Origin of the sequence: Blastopirellula marina, from assembly GCF_002967715.1 — a bacterium.
Classification (GTDB): Bacteria; Planctomycetota; Planctomycetia; order Pirellulales; family Pirellulaceae; genus Bremerella; species Bremerella marina_B.
Window position 1 is genome coordinate 120,115 of the sequence record NZ_PUIA01000057.1, and the last position, 19,965, is coordinate 140,079.

The window sequence follows — 19,965 nt, forward strand, 5'->3', positions numbered from 1 at the left end:
CCTGGATGATACCGAAGTGCTGATTATAGAGGGTATTTGCGAAATTAAAACGGACTAGTTTTCCACGCAAGGTATTGTTCTTGGCGGCCAAATTCGCGTGCTCCCATCACGTCAAACCCCACTCTCGCTGCCAGTTTGACGACCATTCGCTTCTTGGTGTGTCGTCATCGTGGGGAACGAAAAGACTTCCTCTACATATGGATTCCGAAACACCCCGCTACGATCGAATTCATAGGCCGTCTCCCTGAATGCCTCGAGTCGGGGATAAAGTTCTTCGACTTCGCCCCCGGACAGAGGAAACCACTTTCCCCAGTGGGGGCGTGCCCCAAACAACTTAGCCATGCTTCGAGCCAGAAATCGGCCGACCTGGAAGAAGGGCTCCCTGGGCTCGACGTAGGTAATCAAACTGATGGAATAGACCCATGGCTCGGTTCCTTCCGACATCGAGATCAGCGTATCGTCAGCAAGAATCCGGCGGAAACAAATTGGGTAATGATGGCAGTAGATACCGCGCAGGGCCTGGAGTTCCTCACTCATTCCCATCTCACCGAGCCTATCTTGCCAGAGAGCGGCCAGGCAGTCACGTTGACCATCGGCTAATTGCAGAACCTGGGCAACAAACGCAGCAGCTTCTCGCACTTTCGATTGGGCGACAAACAATTCGATCTCAAGATGCCGGAACAGTTCGTGCTCCATGACAAGAATTCGGTCGCTACGGTCTGTAACCACCCATCTTGAAAAGACGGACGCCGGCAAGCCCCAGCGAAACAATGCGTGCACCAACGACCGGCTCCTTAGCCATCTCGCGGAAGCAATTACCCCCAGGTGTAAACCGATGTCGAGACTGAGAAACCAATACCACCGATACAGCCAAGCCGACCAAGATGGCTGGGGAAGATCCGATACGCGTCGTTCCTGCGAGACATACCGCCAACTGTGGGGAAGCAGAAAAAACTGCTGCAGGGGAGACTGATCCTCCAATACCAAGGCGTCGTCGATCATCGTGCACCATGTCGCTTTTTCGGTCACCCAATACTGGGGCACACAGCGAAATGTCACGCCCAAAATGATGCCGAGGCACCCTAGACTGCAACGGGCTGCCTGTAATGATTCACCTGACTTGACCTCCCGAATCTCCGCCTTACCGTCGTTGTCGAAACATGCGATCCGTAATGATTCCATATAGTGCGAGAGGCTGTTTTTCCCGGAACCATGCGTACCGGTCGAGATTGCCCCGGCGATGGTTTGTTCGGTAATCAATCCAATCGACGGAGTCGTCAGGCCTCGCTTGGCGAGTTCAGCGAGTACCTTCTTCATCTGAGTGCCGCCCCCCACGATTGCGAGTGGCGGTTCGGACGAATCATCAACCTTTACTTCATTGAAGTTCCGCATATTGACGATCACGTCCGCGGAAACAATGGCACCGCTCCAGGCATGTTTCGATGCAACGACACGTATCTTCCCTGTGTTGTGCCGATTCAGAATTTCGAGCAGTTCTTCCTCGGAACTTGGCTCATAATAATGAGCGGAATGAAAATCGACGTTTCTCCCGAAGTTGACAATTCGCTTATTCGTTTCCATGGCATTGGTTCCACGAGACAATTGCCCAAGAATCGTTCAGGCCAAAACAAATCCCTCGTTTACCAACGCGAAAAGCGCCAAACAGATGGTCACTTTTTTCTTCAGATTTACACGACGCCGATCTGCGGGCAGAACTTAAGGAAATGGCATCCCTCACATTTGGGTTTCCTGGCCGCACAAACCGCTCGACCGTGGTGAATCAGTCGATGCGAGAAATCGATCCACTCTTTCTTAGGAACCACCTCCATCAATTCGCGTTCGATCTGGACTGCGTCCCCTTTATCTGTCAGTCCCAGCCGTTTGGTCAGCCGCCCGACATGGGTGTCGACGACGATACCGGAAGGGATTCCGTAGGCGGTCCCTAGCACGACATTGGCCGTTTTTCGACCGACTCCGGGCAAGGCCACCAGGGTTGCTAAGTCCTTGGGCACCTCGCCATCGAACTCGTCGGCCAGTGCCCGCGAGGCGGCATGGATGTTCTTCGCTTTGTTCCGGAAGAATCCCGTCGTCTTGACCAGGTTCTCCAATGTCTTGACCGGGGCCCGCGACATGGAATCGGCATCGGGATACTTGGCAAACAACTCCTTCGTCACGATGTTGACCCGTACATCGGTACATTGCGCCGACAGAATCGTCGCAATCAACAGTTGAAAGGGGGTCTCGTAATTCAAGGCGCACTCAGCGCCCGCGTAATCCTTTTTCAGTTGCCGAACAACGCGGCGGGCCTGGGCTTTCCGCTCTTGGAGGTCTTCGATCATGCAGGAATAGTTTTTCAGCTTGGAGTGATACGTTTTCAATGAGAGCGAAAACAAGCGAGGAGTATTCGTTCCTAACTCTTTAATCGCTCCCACAGTTTTCGCAGAATTTCGAGCGTTTCCCTAGGGGCCTTTCCACTTCCGTAGGCAACCTGGCCGTAAAGATCGGCCGTGGGACGTACCGTACTCGCCAATTCGTGGTGCTCGTTTTCGAGCATAGTGGCAAATTCGCCTGGCGTCTGTTCTTCCCGGCGTTGGCTCCCCTGCTCTGCCGCCCAAGCTTCCAGCGCCGCGAACGAATATCGCACCCACTCTTCCAGTGGCTTTCCCTTCCAACTCGGGTCCTGGAATGGATTGCGAAACGCTGAGAATGCAATGCGCGGCTTCTTCAGCGGTTCGGGGGCCACCCCCTGCTCAACCTCTTCCTTTTTCTTTTCACCTAAGAGGCTCGCCCAGAACTCATTCCATGCCTTGACGATATCGTCCCAGAACTTCCACACCAAAAACGCGATCATGCCAAGAACGACCACGTAGACCAGAACTTTGAGCAAGTCCCCCAACGAAGCCAGTGGGTTGGGAAAGGAGAATGCCGGTGTTTGTGAAGGCGATTGATTTGATTGATCTTGGGGTGGCTCATTGGAAGCGTCTTCCTGAGAGTCCTTTTCTTCCGACGGCTTTGGCTTTGTGTCATCCTGCTGCTTTTGCTCTGGTTTGTCGGATTTCTCAGAGGATTGATCACCTTGCCGCTGCTCCGCTTCTCCCTGTTGAGACTTCGATGGATCGGACGACTTCTCCTGCGAGTCTGATTCCTTCTGCCCTTCGCTCTGGTTTTTGTCGTTCGTCTTCGAGTTCTCGCTTTGCTGCTGATCGGATTCTTTCGATTCCCCAGGCTTCTTTTTCTGAGCATTGGGGTCGGATTGGTTGCTGGCCTCTTTTCCGTCTTTTCGTGTCTCGTCTGACTTTTGCGAATTCTCGTCGGCTCGTTCCTGGTTTTCAGTGGTCTTCGAACGGTCCTGGCGATTGTCGTTCGTACCGTCTTTGTTGACGGCTACCTGCGATGCTTTGCGTTGCTGTTCGTCTTGGTAGAAAGGAAGTTGAGCCAGTTCGTACTCGGCATTGGGCCGCGGCAAAATCGACACCACGATCAGCACCAGTGCCACCACACCAAAGCCCACCCCCAGCCAGGTACCGGTCATACTGAGCGGCATGACCAGGCCGCGCGTTTGAAGGTAACGGCGAAGCCCAAGAAAACTGGTCGTCACCAATAGACTCAGTGCGGCGAAGACATACGCGACAAGCAACGTGAACAGATACCACTTCTTATCGGCAACTTTGCTTCCGGCTAGTGCCTGGCCGAAGCCAAATATGGGAAGGGCTGCCAACGAGAAATAGACCACCCAAGCCCCTGGGGCAAACTTCGTATTCGTAGGATTGATCCAAGCGTCGAGCTTTTCTAGAAATGTCTTCGACTGCTGCGTATCTTCTTCTGCTTGACCGGTAACCCCCTGAAGCTGATCGTCAGGCTGGGTGATCTCTTGCTCATGAGATTCTTCTTCTGGTACTTCACCCCGGATCCACTGCATTAGCCCTTTTTGAGACGCATCGACGGAGCCGGCCATGACAGTGCAATCGTAAACCAGGCGGGTACTCAGCCACCACACAACCGCGAGCAGCACTGCTGTTAAGATGATCGCCTCGGGAACGAATCTCATCACCGCAGCGAGGACGCATACTCCCAGAATTCCTCCGAGAATTGCGGCTCGCGTTCCCCCCTCTTCGATCCCCACGCGAGCATTCGCCACGATCCCCAGTACAAACATGCACATGATGAAATTGAGCCGCCAGACATGGGGACCGTCGTAGAAGATCCCCACCGAAAACAGCACCAAACTTCCCACCAATACCATGATTAACGCCGGCGCAACGGCGATGATGGCATAGTCGAGTTCGGTGAGTCGGGGACGCATGAAACTTTTGCTCTCAATCCATGACGAAAACAGTCGTCAGCTCTAAGTCAATCTCGCTGAAAACCAAACACTTCACACCCAATCTAAAACAACGGATAGGCCTGTTCCTGACAGATCTGACTGATGGTTTCCATCGATTTCAACTGCTTGGCCAACATGCGTTCGGCAAGTAGCAATCCGGCGGCTTGGGCGAATTCGTACTCGTCCCAGCAATTGACGATGGGCGTCACGGCGTAACCTCCGCGGACCAGGTTACCCAGCGTCATCGCTATCTCAGGGGTAACCTTACTAAGGATCGGAACGACCGTCGCATCGCGTGGCAGGTCACTCTCAATCTCCAAGAGCAGCGACGGCAGCGCGAGCCCTTCATTCTTTTCACTGCGGGCCATCATATGTCGGATCTGCTGAAACTGATGGGCACCTCTTTTGGTTCGCACCTTCTGGGGATTCAAGCGGGGATCACGATCGATACGCCCTGCACTCTTTCTGGCTGCGTCGCGCGTCCGGGCATCGAAGTCCCAGCCTTCGTATTTCATCCGCTCAGCCGCATCGACCGAATTGGTAAAGATCCCTACCTGTTGATCCATCAAATGAACCGAATTGGCAATGGCTACCGCGCATTTGATCGCCAACTCGCTCCGAATCGGTTCATCCTTTTCCGGAAAGCTATCGGGATGAAGGTCGAGAATAATGCTTACGCCTGCAATGCAGGTTGCTTCGTACTGTTTGCTATGCAGTTGGCCGGTTCTGGCTGTCGAGGCCCAGTGAATCCGGTTCAGGGGATCTCCCAATTGATAGCGACGAATGCCGGCAATACGCGACGGGTCTTCAAAAAGTCGCGATTGCATTTTGATTTCGCCCAAGGGACGCTTGGAAACGAGATCGAATCCGTCCAGCGGAATAATCGCCGGATCGACCGTAATGAACTCTGGCTCAGCAATCACCTTGAATTGTTTGTATAGGCCGAACACATCCCCCGTCTCGAGCACGGCCGGTCCGATCTGATAGTATCCGCGGCGATTGCATTGAATTCGGTACGTAAATAGTTTGGTGGCCCGCGGCCATAACATCGCCAGGAAGATCCTCTTTCCATCCACTTCCAATGCCGCTGGACGAGTTATCACGGCATGTCTGGGCAGCAGATCCTCGATCAGCATCCACGGCATGGGAATGACACCCGAATAATGGACGGTCAGCGCAACCGTGATCACATCCCCTTCTTCAGCATCTACCTGACTGACATGTCGAGTCGCCGATAAGCTTCGTAGCCAGTAGCGAACGAGCACCCGAGAGCCCAGCATGACCGCGACCAATGCGTACATGGCATAGGTCATCAATCCCAAGCCAAACGCCAAGGATAGAGCAAGCAGGATCGCGGCTCCCAAGACCCAACGCATTAAACCGTTGCCTCGTCCAGCATAGGGACAGGGACTTCCTGCAGAATATCGTCCAGCACGTCTTGGGGGGTTACTTTGCGAAGTCGACTTTCGGGACGCAAGATCAGTCGATGAGCCATCACTGGCGTCAGCACTCGCTTGACGTCGTCTGGCAGCACGTAGTTGCGTCCCAAAATCGCTGCCAGTGATTGGCTGGTACGAAACAGCGCCAGCGAGGCACGAGGGCTTGCCCCAAGCATCAGTTGATCATGCCGGCGTGTCGCATGGACAAGTTCAACGATGTAACGCTGGACCTTCTCGTGTAACTTGACACTACGACTCGCCTTTTGACAGGCACGCAATTCTTCCTTGGTAACCACAGCCTCGATGGTTTCCAAGGGATGCTGCTTCCGCGAAGCGGTAAGCATCTTGAGCTCGTCTTCCAGGCTGGGGTAGCCTAAACTGAACTTCATCAGAAAACGATCGAGTTGGGCCTCAGGCAGCGGAAAGGTACCCTCATGATCGATTGGGTTTTGTGTCGCTAATACAAGGAACGGCGGATCGAGTTGATGCGTCTCACCATCAATGGTGACGCGCGACTCAGCCATGGCTTCCAGCAAAGCGGCCTGGGTGCGAGGAGTTGTCCGGTTAATCTCGTCGGCGAGAAGAATGTTAGTGAAGACCGGCCCAGGACGGAACTCGAATTCCGACGTCTTCTGATTGAAGATCGACGTCCCAGTGACGTCGCTGGGCAATAGGTCTGGCGTGCACTGGACGCGTTTGAGGGTGCATCCGACACTTTTCGCCAGAGCCCTTGCTAGCATTGTCTTCGCAACCCCCGGCACGTCTTCCATCAGAACATGCCCCTCGGAAAGCCAAGCTACGAGCGAAAAGACAACTTGCTGTCGTTTACCGAGAATGACTTTTTCAACATTCCCTAGAATTTTCTTGACCGTTGTGGCGACATCCATAAAAGTTCGTTTCTGGAGCAAATTACGGCGGACGATTCGCGAATATCGTTATTATCTAAAGATTTGCGTGAAATGCCCGCGCTAAGAATGGAATTTTCCGATTGACGAGCGGTCACCACAAAGAATATCATCGAATACCTCTATGGAGGTGTAACAAAAACTGTTTCCCAGGCAATTTCGTCATAACTATCGGAACGATGGTATAACGAATGATATCAGGGGGAAATGTGCGCGGCATTTATCCCCTTGGCCAGCATAAAAGAGATTCCCATGTTCAGGCGACCAACCTACTTCTGGCGATTTAGCTGGGCTCTTATCGCAGTATGCGCGGTGCTTACCTATCTTTCCACGGCACAGGCGCGCACTTGGACAACGGTAGAGGGGAAAGAAGTCGAAGCTGAGCTTGTCGAAGTTGTTCAAGATGGTAAAGCGGTCATCTTGGACGTGAAGGGAAATCGATTCACGGTCCCCCTCGAGCGGCTATCCTCGAAAGATCGCGCGTACGTCCAGGGACTTGAGGACACGATGCCAACGCTCTCGGATGCTGAACTGCAGAAAGAGATTGACCAGGCCGTCTCAGACGATGAACGCGGAGTCAATGAAAATAATACCGATCCAATTCGTCTGACAGCGAAACGAATCTGGCGTTCGCGAGAAGGGGTGGCTGTCGAGGCACAGTTTGTCCGCATGGTTCAAGGAACCATCGTTTTACGCGAAGGGGCACGGTACCATCGTATTCAATTCTACGATCTCTCGGTCGACGACCGCCAGTTTCTTTCCGATGCCCACAAAGCGATTGGCAAGTCCGCGTTAATTCCACCGGTTCGTCCCGACCTCTTGGATGCCGAACCCCAAACGAACGAACCCCCTGCCTATCGTGACCATCCGCCGGTCCCTTCATCACCAATGCCGGGCCCAGTGAAATCACCACCCAATCAAACACAAGTGAATCTACCAGATAATGGCTTTGGTAGTGCCAACGATAACGTCAAGCTTCCACCTGGCGGTTTTGGTGCCGCTCAGGAAACGACGAAACTCCCGCCAGGCGGATTTGGAAGTGCTTCGGGAAGCAGTTCGGAGCCAAACGTCAAATTGCCACCCTCTGGGTTTGGCACAATTCCATCCTCGAATCAGGAAGACTCTTCGTCAAATTCGAACGTGAAACTTCCTTCCGGTGGCTTTGGAAGTGTGAGTCAGCCAGCCGAGGCGACGGAAGATCAAGGATCGACCGGTTCCGTTCCCGATCCATCGACGATGACTTCTGCGAAAGTGGGAGTTCCCTCCTCGACCATTACCGATAACGCGAATACTCCGCCAGCCGAATCGGAGCGTCCATTGTTCGATGTCGCTTCCGTGCCCAGTCGCTCGACTGGCTTTGGCTCTGCACAAGGGGAAAGTGGTCAACCATCTGCCTCACCTCAGCCAACTGGCAACACGGGCATGACAACCCCAACATCAACAGGCGGAACCCCACCACGCTCTTCCGATAACGGCAGAAAGCCCTCGCAAAACAGCGGAAATAACAAACCAGCCGTTTCGGATCAGGACTTTAAAGCACATACCTATACCCCAAGTTCGGATTTCCAACCGCTCCAAGTCGTTGAAGATCGCGAGTTCACAACGGCTGACTGGAATCTGCAAATGTTTGGCGTCATGTTACTGGCGCTGGGCAGTTTGATGATCGCAGGAGGCTACCTGTGGCTGATCGCCTTGGCCTTTCTCGAAAGCCTTGAGGTTGGCCTTCGCAGCCTGATCCCAGGGATGGCCATCGTCCACGGATTTTCTGACACGGAAAAGTCGAGTGTTCCCCTGCTGGGAATGCTACTTGGGATCTGCCTCACCCTGGGGGGCTTTGGCCTCTTGATGGGTGTAAGTTAGACTCAGCCGAAACATTGATGATTGGTTAACTTTTTTGAAGACTTGTCTTCACGAGCCGAGTTAAACCTATACAGAGGGCTTAGCCCGATTCCAACCTACTCAGTTATCCAACCAACCTGACAATCCATCCCTGAAGTTGGGAGTCCTACCGATGTTGGCCAGCCGACATTTTTTATACGTCCCCTTTCTGATCTGCCTTTTTGCCTTAACCGCAAGTGCGCAAGAAGTACGTGAGTGGACCGATGCCAATGGCCGCACTTTGAGCGGCAAATTCCTGGAGTTAACCTCCGAAAACAACGTTCGGATTGATTCCAACGGCGAGATCTTTGTGATTCCGCTGACGGCCTTTATCGAGGCAGACCAACAGTACGCCAAGCAGCAGCAGGCCAACGCCAGCAAGCCGAAACCGATGACCAAACCTCGAGTCGACAAGAGCGACGAATCGCTGTTCGAGAACCGAGACTGGAGCGACTACAAAGACGAATCCATCAAGGCCAAGTTCGTCCGCATGCACGAAGGCTACGCAATCCTGTTGCAGGGTGCCAATGCGCAAAAGGTCTCCTTCTATATCCTTAGCAAGAAGGACCAGGATTGGCTCAGGGCTCACCTGCAAAAACGCGGCGAAGAAGATCAGATTATCCCGCGCGAAGAGATGGAGTTGGACGACCCCACCGTCCACAAAGAAATGGATCAATACGTCGTGCGACGCTCTAGTATTACCGGCAGTGGCCAACCCGGTGGCACCCAGCCCACCGATTCGCGACCACCGGCGTACGTGCCTCCGACGTCGGCACCTTACCAGCCGCCTACCGCGACAATGAATTCCGGTGGCAATCCTGCCGGCACAACATCCTCGAACCCTACCCCACCCTTCGATCCCAACCAAAGCGGGAACAACAATTCCACCAACACCCCAGGCAGTGGTGAAGGTGCTTCTGGAACTGGAATGGTCGCTGCCAACACACCAAACAATGGTGGTACCGACGCTAATTCGCAGGCCGGCGGCGATTCGTCCCCTGGGTTTAGCAGTCGGTTCCGAAACAACAATTCGAACGGTGTTCCACCGGGATACTGTCCTAATTGCCGCTTGCAACTTCCCCAAGGTGTCGGCCCTGGCGACCACTGCCCGCGGTGCAATGTCTTCCTGGAAGAATGGGTTACCCCAGGCACCGGACCTCCCGTCGAGCCGTGGTACGAACGCTACCCGATTATCTACATCGTTGGGGGTGCCATCGTCGCAATTGGTGGGTTGAGCTTGATTTCCAAGAAGTTCTACGGGTAAGCAAAACTCCCTGATCCACTGGAAATTTGATCACCAAGCGGGAATAATTGCCCAACAAGCTTGGTGATCAGGCTAAACCTTATCGGCTGACGTAACTTGCTTTGCCGTAAGGGGATCCCTGTGCAGAGTCGCCTCTTGGGATTACCATTGAAGCGTCGTGGGGCGGTATATCGTTTTCTGCTTTATCCGTTCCACATTTGGCTTCCAACCAGTCTGAACCAGTGTCGTAGGCACTTTTTGGGGTGCCGCTCTATGACGGGTCGCGTCCGACTCGCAACCGAATGGATTTAGAACGAGAACGAATACGAGCCGATCTCCGTGGTGTCCTCGATGGTGAGATCCGCTGTGATGATACGTTCCTGGAACTCTATTCCACTGACGCCAGCCTGTTTCAAGTCAAACCACTCGCCGTTGTCCGCCCGCGCAGGACGTCCGATGTCTCGGCAACTGTCCAGTATGCAGCCGAGAATCAAATTCCGATTCATGCGCGAGGTGCCGGCACAGGCATGGCCGGTGAATCGCTAGGCACAGGGATCGTTCTCGACTTCGCCCACTCGATGCGGCGAATCCTGGAAACTGGCGACGATTGGGTACGCATTCAGCCAGGAGTCGTTCTGGCGAACTTGAATCGGCATCTTGCTCAGCGTGATCGCATTTTCGGCCCCGACCCAGCGACGCGCAGCGTAACGACAATGGGAAGCGTCATTGCGTTAGATGCCTCAGGTAGTCACTGGCCACAACATGGATCGGCCCGCGATCACATTTTGGAATTGCAGGTCGTTCTGGCGAACGGCGAAGTCGTTACGATCAAGCCGACTCACCTCGACCGCGTGTCTCACTTGGAATCGCCGGAACTGGTACGAATCACCTCTGGTATTGCCGAGTTGATGGAATCGCATGCCGACAAGATCCACGGCCATTTGCCCAATACGTTCAACCAGGGAAGCGGATACCGACTCTCAGGCGTCGTCGAAAACGAAGTTATTGACCTGGGCAAGCTACTTGCGGGCTCTGAGGGAAGCTTGGCATTGGTCACGCAGGCCAAACTCCGGACTTCTCCCCGATCTAAGGCTCGCGGCCTGGTGCTGCTCTTCTTCGAACGTCTGGATAATGCCGCCAAGGCAGCCGTTCAGTTGGGTACCGCGGGGATAAGTGCGTGCGATTTGCTGGATCGACGTATTCTGGCCATTGCCCGTGAAACCGATCCACGCTATTCGAACCTGATTCCCGAAAACACCGAAGCCATGCTTCTGGTTGAATTCTCCGGCGAAACGCAGTCCGAAGTCCACACCGAACTAGAGAAGATCGCCGATCGAATTCGCCGGCGTCGCAAGCTGGCTTTTCATTCGTTGATTACCACCAGTCCGAATGAGGTTGGAACGTACTGGGAACTAGCGCGTCGAATGACGCCGATCCTCTATCGATTGAAGGGAAATACGCGTCCACTTCCGTTTATTGAAGACATGACCGTCCCGCCGCCACAGCTACCGAACTTTCTGACGAAAGTCCAAGATGTAATGAAGCGGCACGAAACGATCGCGTCGATCTTTGCTCACGCAGCACACGGGCACCTGCATGTTCGTCCCCTTTTGAATATGGCCGACCGAGGCGACCTCGCGAAGCTCGAACGCATAGCCGACGAGACTTACGAAGAACTATTCAAAGTCGGTGGCTCTTTGAGTGGCGAATCTGGCGACGGCATCAGCCGTACACCCTATCTCCCTCGACAATACGGTCCCCTGTACGAACTTTTCGGACGAATCAAACGCTTGTTCGATCCGGCCGGAATTTTAAATCCCGGCAAGAAGGTCCTTTCCTCGACATTCTCTCCCATGGAACTCGTGCGGCGCGTCGAGCTTGTTCCCCAAGCAGATATCAGCCCAGAGCCCCAAAACTCAAGCAACAAGAAGGACCAAAATCCCAGCGATTTCGAACTTCCCATTTTGACGTGGACGCCGCAGGAAATGGCCACCACGGCCCGAAGCTGCCACGGCTGTGGTCGATGCCGAACGTACGGGGCGGATACGCGGATGTGTCCTATCTTTCGCTTCGATTCGCGTGAAGATGCCTCGCCGAGAGCCAAAGCCAATTTGCTTCGCGGCGTGCTTTCCGGCCAGCTTCCTCCGGAAAGTTTAGATTCGGCAGAAACCAAGGAGATCCTCGATACCTGCTTCCATTGCCATCAATGTCGTATCGATTGTCCCTCGAACGTTGACATCCCGAACATCGTTCTCGAGATGCGAGCCCGAAATGTCGATGCCAATGGACTTACGCAGGACGGGTCGCTTCAGGCCAAGATCCACCGCTGGGCCCTCTGGGGAAATCGTTTTCCCCGTGTTGCCAACTGGGCCTTGGGAAACCGCGTCATGCGCTGGTTGATGGAACGTTTCATCGGTCTGGCCAAACAGCGCAAACTACCACGACTGGCCAATCGCAGTTTCGTAAAGCAAGCGGCACGTCGAGGCCTGACCACAGCGACTCGCCGAAGCGGCCGCAAGGTGCTCTACTTCGTGGACCTCTATGCGAATCTCTTCGACACGCAACTTGCCCAAGCATTTGTGAACGTGTTGGATCACAATCGCATCTCGGTGTACGTACATCCGAACCAGCAAGTCAGCGGGATGCCCTCGATTTCGCAAGGGGCCGTAACCATGGCTGCGCGGCTCGCCCACAAAAACGTGAAAGCACTCGCCGAAGCCGTTCGCCAAGGTTACACGATCGTGGCGACCGAACCCTCTGCGGTGATGGCGCTAACGCACGAATACCTCAATCTTTTGGATTCCGACGACGCCAAGATCGTGGCAGAGAATACCCGCGAAGCGTGTGAATTCCTGTGGGATCTTCACCATCACGGAGAGCTGGAACTCGACTTAAAACCGATGAATCTTACCGTCGGGTTTCATGTCCCTTGTCATCTACGCGCCCTGCACGAAGTTTCGTACGGACAACGCATTCTGCAATTGATACCGGGCTTATCGGTGCGTCCTATCGAAAAGGGTTGCTCCGGCATGGCCGGCACCTTTGGTCTGACACGCAGCAACTTTCGTAGCAGTTTGCGTATCGGCTGGGACCTGATCGTAGCGATGCGTGCCAAGCAGATCCAAATTGGTTCCACGGAATGCAGTTCCTGTAAGATGCAGATCGAACAAGCCGGCAACAAGGCGGTTGTTCATCCGATCAAGCTCTTGGCTAAGTCCTATGGTGTCCTCGAGCCAGATGTCGACCTTTTCACTCCCTCACCTCATGATCTGTTTGTGACATGAAGATACGCGTCAAACTGTTTGCCTTGACTCAAGATCTGGCAGGACGCGAGGCAGTGTCGCTCGACCTGGACGAACCTGTCACCGTTGGAGCAATTCGCCAGAGCCTGGGAGCAACGATCCCTGCCTTGCAGCCTGTTCTCGGCAGTTGTGCTTTTGCAGTCAACAACGAATATGCGCTGAACTCGGTCGAAGTCCACGAAACGGACGAAGTTGCCTGCTTGCCTCCGGTAAGTGGAGGATAGTTCTACGCGATGGTTGAACTCACCGAACTGCCAATTGATGCCTCCGTGGTTACACGTATGGTGACCTCCCCCAAGTCGGGAGCAGTCGTTCTATTTCTAGGCACGACCCGCCAATTCACTGACGCCAAAGAGACCGTCACCCTGACTTATACAGCGTATGCCCCCATGGCAACTAGCGAGATGGAAAAGCTCGAGGCCCAGGCAAAAGCACGCTGGCCGATCGATCAATGCGTGCTCATCCATCGACTCGGCGAAGTCTCCATTGGTGAAGCAAGTGTCGCGGTGGCTGTTTCCACGCCTCACCGGCGTGACGCGTTCGAGGCTGCAAGCTGGTTAATGGATCGCCTCAAAGAGTTAGTTCCCGTATGGAAAAAAGAACACTGGGCCAGTGGATCAACCGATTGGGTTCATCCCGGATTGGTTCAGCGACCGGACGAAAATACGTTACACTAGTAGTATGTCAATCGAACCGAATACACCACTGATCGACCGCTTCGGACGTGTGCATACGAGCCTGCGCATTAGTGTGACAGATCGCTGCAATATTCGGTGCTTCTATTGCATGCCGCTAGAGAATGTTCGCTTCAAGCCTCGTGACGAGTTGCTGACATTCGAGGAAATGACGCGAGTTGTGCGTGTGGCCGCCGGACACGGGATCAACAAGCTACGACTGACCGGTGGAGAACCGCTGGTCAGATCAAACCTCTCGCAACTCATTCGGATGCTTAAACAAGTGCCTGGGATCCAGGAAATTGCCCTGACGACCAACGGCATCCTTCTAACCGATCAGGCCGCGGATCTGAAGTCCGCCGGCCTCGACCGATTGAACGTCAGTCTTGACGCGCTCGGCGAAGAGATGTTCGAGCGAATCACCCGCCGGCAAGGCGTGCAGAAGGTAATCGATGGAATCGTGGCGGCGCAGGCTGCTGGTTTCCGCGATATACGCTTAAACGCCGTGGCAATTCAAAATCTCACGGAAGGCGAAATTGTCCCTCTGGCCAATTTTGCGCGTGAAAACGACCTCCATTTACGCTTTATTGAATTCATGCCTTTGGATGCGGATCGAGCTTGGGACAGGAATCAGGTTCTGTCCGGTCGCCAACTCCGCGAGATAATTTCTCGTGAAGTCACTCCGTTGCATGATGACGATCGCCCAGACAAGAGCCAACCTGCAATCGATTACCAATATGTGGATGGTCGCCAACGCGTTGGTTTCATTAACAGTGTGACCGAGCCATTTTGCGGCACTTGCAATCGACTTCGGATTACGGCGGAAGGACAACTGCGAAACTGTTTGTTTGGCGTGGAAGAATGGGACACAAGGCCGATCCTGAGAAATGGCGGTACGGATGTCGACCTGTCAGAACGACTGCACGACTGTGTCCAGGCCAAGAAGCCATCACACGGAATGGACTCTCCTGAGTTCGTTCCGCCGGAACGAGCCATGTACCAAATCGGGGGCTAGAAATGAGCTTCTAGCCTTCAACAAGTCGCGACGTATTCGCCTAGTGGTGCGACTTGTTCGGAAAAACGAACCTTGAAAACTTCACACTGCCATCCCCACGCTACGACGCGAATTGGGAATGCCTGGCCAAGAAGGAAACGAACTCACGGTGGCAAGAGAACGAATCTACCTTGATAACGCAGCGACTAGCTGGCCCAAGCCTGCCAGTGTCGTGGAAGCCGTGCAGCATCATTTGACGGAACTGGGTGCGTGTGCCGGAAGAAGTGGTTACCGTGAGGCGAATGAGGTCGAGCGTCTCATTGGCGACACCCGCAAGCAAATCGCCTATCTGTTCGGTACTCATTCGCAAGAGCATGTCATCTTTGGCTACAACGGGACGGACATGCTCAACCTGGGCTTGCACGGATACCTAAAACGCGGCGACCACGTGATCACTACCACGGTCGAACACAACTCGATTCTGCGCCCTCTTTCCACCATGCAAAAGACGCTGGAAATCGAGTTGACCCATGTCGCGGCCGGTGAAGATGGTCGCGTATCGGTCGAGTCCATCGAAAACGCAATCCAAGGCAATACACGCCTGATTGCCATCACGCACGTTTCCAACGTTACCGGTGCCATTCAGCCCATTGAGGCAATCTATCAAGTCGCCAAGAATCGTGGCGTCCGTATGCTGGTCGATGCGGCCCAATCGGCCGGTCACCTGGACCTGAATTTAGGGGAGACCCCCATCGACATGGTAGCCTTTTCAGGCCACAAGGGCCTGCTCGGTCCGCTAGGGACAGGCGCGATGATCTTGCAGCCGGAAATAGCTGAATTGCTGCAATGCCAACGACAGGGTGGAACCGGCACCAAGAGCGAATCGGACGAGCAACCCAATGAATTGCCCGCCAAGTTTGAAAGCGGCAATGCGAACGTAACCGGCATTCTGGGGCTTCGTGCAGGGGTTGAATATATTCGCGAGCAAACCGTTACTGCGCTGCATCGACACACCATGCAGAATACCAGTCGACTTATCGAAGGTCTGCAATCAATGCCCAAGGTACGCATTCTGGGCCCCCAGAGCCTGGAACATCGTACTGGTGTTGTCAGCATTCAGGTCGAAGCGTTTGACCCACACGAGCTAGCTACGGCCCTCGATTCTGCTTTTGGTGTCCAGTGCCGAGCAGGGCTGCACTGTGCCCCCCTAATGCACCAGCACCTGGGCACGCTTGGCTCCGGCGGTACACTGAGATTCAGCCTAAGCATCTTTACCACGGCCGACCAAATTGATCGCACCCTGGAAGCAATGCAGGCAATCGTGCGATAGCAATTCGGCTAGACAGCAGAAACAGGCCACTCGCCTACCAGTCATTCCACCGGAAGCATTTCAAGACAGCATCAATCGCAATGAGCCAGAAACCCGATCAGAGCAAACCTTGGTATCAGGATGGCCTTCAATTCGAATGCACCCAATGTGGCGGATGCTGTACCGGCGGCCCAGGCTACGTTTGGGTGAATGCGGCCGAAATCCAAGCCATGGCAGACTTTGCAGGTATGACCGTCGAGCAATTCGAATCGGTTTACGTCCGAGAAGTCGGTTTGCGAAAGAGTTTGAAGGAATACTCAACCGGCGACTGTGTTTTTCTCGATACGGAAAGTAAGGGCTGTACCGTTTATTCTGCACGGCCCCGCCAGTGCCGAACCTGGCCATTCTGGGACTCAAACATCAAAACGCCGGAAGATTGGCAGGCTACCTGCGATTTCTGCCCTGGCAGCGGTAAGGGGCGTCTCTATAGCCTCGAAGAGATCCAGGACCGAGCGAGCGAGATCCGAATTTGAGGAATTTTCGGGTCCAACTGACCGGTTTCGATTGAAGATTTACCGATTATTCCGTCGATAACGATTGCACGGAGACCGGTACGTTCGAACGGCGAGACTGAAAAGTCTTGATATTCGCTTGAAATTACGGCCTCTGGTACCTTGGATCTTTGAAAATTGGATAGTTCGGAGAAGCCTGAAAAAGGGTAAAAGTCAAGTTGCCTGCATCGCGTTAAATATGCGCAAGCTGAGAATGAGCTTGACTCTAGTGCTTGTGGCACTTACACTTGGAGCAATTGCTGACGGAAGTCTGGAAAACTTACGACAACTCTATTCATCCTCGTGTGGGAGTCGCCTCGTGACCAAAAAAGAGATTGTGAAGACGATTTCTGAAGAGATCGGGCTCACACAACTCAAGACAAAAGAGATCGTCCAGAAGACGTTCGACGCCATTGTGACTACCCTCGTTGAGGATGGCCGCATTGAGCTGAGGAACTTCGGGGTTTTCGAGGTCAAGAAGCGTGCTGCTCGCAAAGCCCGCAATCCGCGAACAGGTGCAAAGGTTGATGTCGACGAAAAGTACGTCGTCACCTTCAAGCCTGGCAAGGAGATGGAAGAAAGGGTTCGACAGCTGGAAGAGAAGGACCGACAGGGCCGACTCGAAGCCGAGCAACAATCGGCACCACCCCAGCAGCAGCCTTATTCCCCTCCCCAGTCGAATGACTCGCCTGGTTACCCATCGGCTTACCCTAATCCACCGAGCTCTGGGCCCGGTGACTACGGTAGCTAGGCTCAGTGGCAGTTAAGCTGCCGCAGCCATTCAGGCAAAGTCAGGTCTCTCCGAACTCTCCAAGATTCAATACCCTTGGACGATCGATAAATGAACGCAAACGGTCAGGACGACCGCTTCATAAGTTTCACGGAGGAAATGAGATGCGTAACTTCATCATCGCTTTGCTGCTTGGATTCGCCCTGATGAGCAACACCGGTTGCTTCTTACCCATTTACTCGGCTGACCCAAGTGTTCGTACGACCGAATTGATCTACACCTCGGAAAACTTGCGACACGTTTTGGAAGAATGGCAACGCATCTGGTTCCTCGACCAGCCTAGCCACTTGGCTCCATATCGTACCCACGGCGGCATTATCTAACGCCGTACCGCACGAAAATCTCCGAAACCGTGAAACGAGACACCACCGGTCTGCCTTTGCGCAGACGGGTGGTGTCTTTTCGTTTACGTTCTGTTACTCGGCCCTCGTTGCGAGATTTACCCTGCCCCGATACGATTGGCTTAGCTTTCTGCGGTAAAAACCGCTTTCAATCGATTCTTTCGCCAACGTAATCGCATGTCTGTTGATCTTGCCGTTCAGTTGGGGCGTCTCACGCTCCCCAATCCCGTTTTGGTCGCCTCCGGTACGTTCGGATACGCGAAGGAAATGGCCGGCATTGTCGACCTGGCCAAGCTGGGCGGTATTTTGCCGAAGACAATCACCAGCAGCCCGCGTCCTGGCAACAAGCCCTGGCGGACGGTCGAAACCACCGGTGGGATGCTCAACAGCATCGGTCTCGACAATGACGGCATCGACTACTTCATTGCCAATCACCTGCCTTATTTAGGGTCGCTTGGCTCGCCGCTAGTCGTCAGTATCGCCGGTAAAACGAAAGAAGACTTCGTCAGCATGGCAGCCCAGCTAGGTGAGCACGCCCAGGTTGCGGCCATTGAATTAAACATTTCGTGCCCCAATGTCAGCGGTGGCATCGACTTCGGGACCGATCCAGCAACTTGCGAAAAGCTGGTAGCTGAGGTTCGAGCGGCATGCCCTCATCCGATCATTGCCAAACTAACCCCCAACGTCACCAGTATCGCAGCGATCGCCAAAGCAGCCGAAGCTGGCGGAGCAGACGCGGTTTCGGCTATCAACACCGTCCAAGGGATGGCAATCGACTGGAAACGAAAGAAGCCCATGCTCGGCAACGTGATCGGTGGCCTATCGGGGCCGGCAATCAAGCCGGTCGCCCTGCGGTGTGTCTTTCAAATTGCCAAGGCAACGAACGTCCCGATCATTGGCATCGGCGGGATCAGCACTTTAGACGATGTCATGGAATTCCTGGTTGCAGGGGCGACGGCTGTGCAGATTGGTACAGCAAACTATTTCGATCCCACGCTCTGCAATCGCGTGATCGATGAGTTGCCTGGCGCACTCAGCACGCTTGGGGCATCTAGCGTCAAGGAAATCGTCGGAACGCTACAACTCCCCTCGTAGCCCTCGGGCATTTCTTCACCACCGTGATAACCGCGGCCCCGTTCGCTTCCCCAGGGGTGACACTTTCCCCCTTTGTCCGTCATAATATCACGCTGCTTTTGACTTTGTTCCTCCCAGTAATCTGACAATATCCATGCGTGTTCTTTCCGGTATTCAGCCGACAGGACGTCCCCACTGGGGCAATTACTTTGGTGCGATTCGGCAATATATCGACCTGCAAGGCAACGAGCAGTCGTTCTACTTCATCGCCAATCTGCATGCCCTGACCACGGTTCGTGACCGCGACAAGCTCGAGCAGGCCACCATCGACATGGCCCTCGATATCTTGGCCCTCGGCCTGGACCCCGATCAGGCAACGCTGTTTGTACAGTCGGATGTCCCTGAGATCAGTGAACTGTGCTGGATCCTAATGACAGGAACTGGCATGGGCCTCTTGGAACGCTGCGTCAGTTACAAAGACAAGAAGGACAAGGGACTGAAAGCAGACGCAGGTCTGTTTACCTATCCTGTGCTGCAAGCCGCCGACATCCTGGGGTACGACTCTGACGTCGTCCCCGTCGGGCAAGACCAGGTTCAGCACATCGAAGTCACGCGCGACATTGCCCAAAGCTTTAATCATCAGTTCGGTGAAGTCTTTGTGCTACCCAAGCCGAAAGTGCTGGACGCTTCGGCCAAGGTCCCTGGCACCGACGGCGAGAAGATGTCCAAGAGTTACGGCAACATCATCGAATTGTTCGAGCCACCGAAGCAGGCACGCAAGAAGATTATGCGGATCGTGACCGACTCGCGACCGATGGAAGACCCCAAAGATCCGGAAACGGACCACCTGTATCAGCTATACTCGCTGTTTGCCGAGCCGGAACCGCTGCAGGAAATGGCCGATCTTTATCGCAAAGGAGGCTTCGGCTATGGCCACGTAAAAAAGGCCTTGGCCGATGCATCCGAAGCCTATTTCGCCGAGGCTCACCAGCGCCGTGCTGAACTGGTTGCCAATCCGGCTCGCTTGAAAGAGATTCTCGGAGATGGTGCCCAGGTCGCGCGCAAGAAGGCCCGCGAAGTTCTCACCCGGGCTCAAGAGGCCTCCGGTATTTCCAGCTGGCACGCAAAACTAAAGTAGACA

At 54.2% G+C, this 19,965-nt stretch carries 17 protein-coding genes; 12 read left to right on the forward strand and 5 right to left on the reverse strand.

Going from position 1 to position 19,965, the window contains the following annotated elements; all coding sequences use genetic code 11:
• Positions 1 to 111: 111 nt before the first annotated feature.
• From C5Y96_RS17575 to C5Y96_RS17595, 5 genes are all read right to left on the reverse strand, one after another.
• Positions 112 to 1,581, reverse strand: coding sequence for a D-arabinono-1,4-lactone oxidase (locus C5Y96_RS17575; RefSeq protein ID WP_105356004.1), 1,470 nt, complete (start codon positions 1,579 to 1,581; stop codon positions 112 to 114).
• Positions 1,582 to 1,688: 107 nt separating this feature from the next.
• Positions 1,689 to 2,339 (reverse strand): endonuclease III, encoded by a 651-nt coding sequence (gene nth / locus C5Y96_RS17580; RefSeq protein WP_105356681.1) that lies wholly within the window; start codon positions 2,337 to 2,339, stop codon positions 1,689 to 1,691.
• Between the two features lie 71 nt (positions 2,340 to 2,410).
• The gene (locus C5Y96_RS17585; protein ID WP_105356007.1) at positions 2,411 to 4,303 is read right to left on the reverse strand and encodes a DUF4129 domain-containing protein; all 1,893 of its coding nucleotides are present in this window, start codon (positions 4,301 to 4,303) and stop codon (positions 2,411 to 2,413) included.
• Between the two features lie 83 nt (positions 4,304 to 4,386).
• Positions 4,387 to 5,700: a DUF58 domain-containing protein gene (locus tag C5Y96_RS17590; RefSeq protein ID WP_105356009.1), complete on the reverse strand. Its 1,314-nt coding sequence runs from the start codon at positions 5,698 to 5,700 to the stop codon at positions 4,387 to 4,389.
• Entirely contained in the window at positions 5,700 to 6,650 is a 951-nt protein-coding gene (locus tag C5Y96_RS17595) for an AAA family ATPase (RefSeq protein ID WP_105356010.1), read from the reverse strand. Before C5Y96_RS17595 ends, C5Y96_RS17590 begins: the two co-directional genes overlap by 1 nt.
• Positions 6,651 to 6,920: 270 nt before the next feature.
• On the opposite strand from C5Y96_RS17595, the gene C5Y96_RS17600 reads away from it, so the two are divergent.
• The 12 genes from C5Y96_RS17600 to trpS all read left to right on the forward strand — a co-directional run bounded on the left by C5Y96_RS17600 (position 6,921) and on the right by trpS (position 19,962).
• A complete protein-coding gene (locus C5Y96_RS17600; protein WP_158261296.1) occupies positions 6,921 to 8,528 on the forward strand; it encodes a hypothetical protein in 1,608 nt (535 codons plus the stop codon).
• A 151-nt stretch (positions 8,529 to 8,679) separates the two neighbouring features.
• Positions 8,680 to 9,810 (forward strand): hypothetical protein, encoded by a 1,131-nt coding sequence (locus tag C5Y96_RS17605; protein ID WP_105356014.1) that lies wholly within the window; start codon positions 8,680 to 8,682, stop codon positions 9,808 to 9,810.
• Between the two features lie 281 nt (positions 9,811 to 10,091).
• Positions 10,092 to 13,073: an FAD-binding and (Fe-S)-binding domain-containing protein gene (locus tag C5Y96_RS17610; protein ID WP_105356017.1), complete on the forward strand. Its 2,982-nt coding sequence runs from the start codon at positions 10,092 to 10,094 to the stop codon at positions 13,071 to 13,073.
• Positions 13,070 to 13,315: a MoaD/ThiS family protein gene (locus C5Y96_RS17615; protein ID WP_105356019.1), complete on the forward strand. Its 246-nt coding sequence runs from the start codon at positions 13,070 to 13,072 to the stop codon at positions 13,313 to 13,315. Before C5Y96_RS17610 ends, C5Y96_RS17615 begins: the two co-directional genes overlap by 4 nt.
• A gap of 9 nt (positions 13,316 to 13,324) precedes the next feature.
• Positions 13,325 to 13,768, forward strand: coding sequence for a molybdenum cofactor biosynthesis protein MoaE (locus tag C5Y96_RS17620; protein WP_105356022.1), 444 nt, complete (start codon positions 13,325 to 13,327; stop codon positions 13,766 to 13,768).
• A gap of 4 nt (positions 13,769 to 13,772) precedes the next feature.
• On the forward strand, positions 13,773 to 14,780 hold the full coding sequence (moaA, locus tag C5Y96_RS17625) for a GTP 3',8-cyclase MoaA (RefSeq protein ID WP_105356024.1): 1,008 nt from the start codon (positions 13,773 to 13,775) through the stop codon (positions 14,778 to 14,780).
• Positions 14,781 to 14,928: 148 nt separating this feature from the next.
• The gene (locus tag C5Y96_RS17630) at positions 14,929 to 16,089 is read left to right on the forward strand and encodes an aminotransferase class V-fold PLP-dependent enzyme (RefSeq protein WP_158261297.1); all 1,161 of its coding nucleotides are present in this window, start codon (positions 14,929 to 14,931) and stop codon (positions 16,087 to 16,089) included.
• A gap of 80 nt (positions 16,090 to 16,169) precedes the next feature.
• Positions 16,170 to 16,601, forward strand: coding sequence for a YkgJ family cysteine cluster protein (locus C5Y96_RS17635; RefSeq protein WP_105356029.1), 432 nt, complete (start codon positions 16,170 to 16,172; stop codon positions 16,599 to 16,601).
• A 337-nt stretch (positions 16,602 to 16,938) separates the two neighbouring features.
• On the forward strand, positions 16,939 to 17,370 hold the full coding sequence (locus tag C5Y96_RS17640) for an HU family DNA-binding protein (protein ID WP_199188731.1): 432 nt from the start codon (positions 16,939 to 16,941) through the stop codon (positions 17,368 to 17,370).
• A gap of 143 nt (positions 17,371 to 17,513) precedes the next feature.
• Positions 17,514 to 17,732: a hypothetical protein gene (locus C5Y96_RS17645; RefSeq protein ID WP_105356031.1), complete on the forward strand. Its 219-nt coding sequence runs from the start codon at positions 17,514 to 17,516 to the stop codon at positions 17,730 to 17,732.
• Between the two features lie 195 nt (positions 17,733 to 17,927).
• Complete coding sequence (locus C5Y96_RS17650) at positions 17,928 to 18,845, forward strand: dihydroorotate dehydrogenase (RefSeq protein WP_105356033.1); 918 nt, start codon at positions 17,928 to 17,930, stop codon at positions 18,843 to 18,845.
• A gap of 133 nt (positions 18,846 to 18,978) precedes the next feature.
• Positions 18,979 to 19,962, forward strand: coding sequence for a tryptophan--tRNA ligase (gene trpS / locus C5Y96_RS17655; RefSeq protein ID WP_105356035.1), 984 nt, complete (start codon positions 18,979 to 18,981; stop codon positions 19,960 to 19,962).
• The last annotated feature ends 3 nt before the right edge of the window (positions 19,963 to 19,965 follow it).

What these genes read in the sequence shown, in the direction of transcription:
- C5Y96_RS17575 (WP_105356004.1), bottom strand. Translation starts at nt 1,581, where the DNA reads ATGGAAACGAATAAGCGAATTGTCAACTTCGGGAGAAACGTCGATTTT.
- nth (WP_105356681.1), bottom strand. Translation starts at nt 2,339, where the DNA reads ATGATCGAAGACCTCCAAGAGCGGAAAGCCCAGGCCCGCCGCGTTGTT.
- C5Y96_RS17585 (WP_105356007.1), bottom strand. Translation starts at nt 4,303, where the DNA reads ATGCGTCCCCGACTCACCGAACTCGACTATGCCATCATCGCCGTTGCG.
- C5Y96_RS17590 (WP_105356009.1), bottom strand. Translation starts at nt 5,700, where the DNA reads ATGCGTTGGGTCTTGGGAGCCGCGATCCTGCTTGCTCTATCCTTGGCG.
- C5Y96_RS17595 (WP_105356010.1), bottom strand. Translation starts at nt 6,650, where the DNA reads ATGGATGTCGCCACAACGGTCAAGAAAATTCTAGGGAATGTTGAAAAA.
- C5Y96_RS17600 (WP_158261296.1), top strand. Translation starts at nt 6,921, where the DNA reads ATGTTCAGGCGACCAACCTACTTCTGGCGATTTAGCTGGGCTCTTATC.
- C5Y96_RS17605 (WP_105356014.1), top strand. Translation starts at nt 8,680, where the DNA reads ATGTTGGCCAGCCGACATTTTTTATACGTCCCCTTTCTGATCTGCCTT.
- C5Y96_RS17610 (WP_105356017.1), top strand. Translation starts at nt 10,092, where the DNA reads ATGGATTTAGAACGAGAACGAATACGAGCCGATCTCCGTGGTGTCCTC.
- C5Y96_RS17615 (WP_105356019.1), top strand. Translation starts at nt 13,070, where the DNA reads ATGAAGATACGCGTCAAACTGTTTGCCTTGACTCAAGATCTGGCAGGA.
- C5Y96_RS17620 (WP_105356022.1), top strand. Translation starts at nt 13,325, where the DNA reads ATGGTTGAACTCACCGAACTGCCAATTGATGCCTCCGTGGTTACACGT.
- moaA (WP_105356024.1), top strand. Translation starts at nt 13,773, where the DNA reads ATGTCAATCGAACCGAATACACCACTGATCGACCGCTTCGGACGTGTG.
- C5Y96_RS17635 (WP_105356029.1), top strand. Translation starts at nt 16,170, where the DNA reads ATGAGCCAGAAACCCGATCAGAGCAAACCTTGGTATCAGGATGGCCTT.
- C5Y96_RS17645 (WP_105356031.1), top strand. Translation starts at nt 17,514, where the DNA reads ATGCGTAACTTCATCATCGCTTTGCTGCTTGGATTCGCCCTGATGAGC.
- C5Y96_RS17650 (WP_105356033.1), top strand. Translation starts at nt 17,928, where the DNA reads ATGTCTGTTGATCTTGCCGTTCAGTTGGGGCGTCTCACGCTCCCCAAT.
- trpS (WP_105356035.1), top strand. Translation starts at nt 18,979, where the DNA reads ATGCGTGTTCTTTCCGGTATTCAGCCGACAGGACGTCCCCACTGGGGC.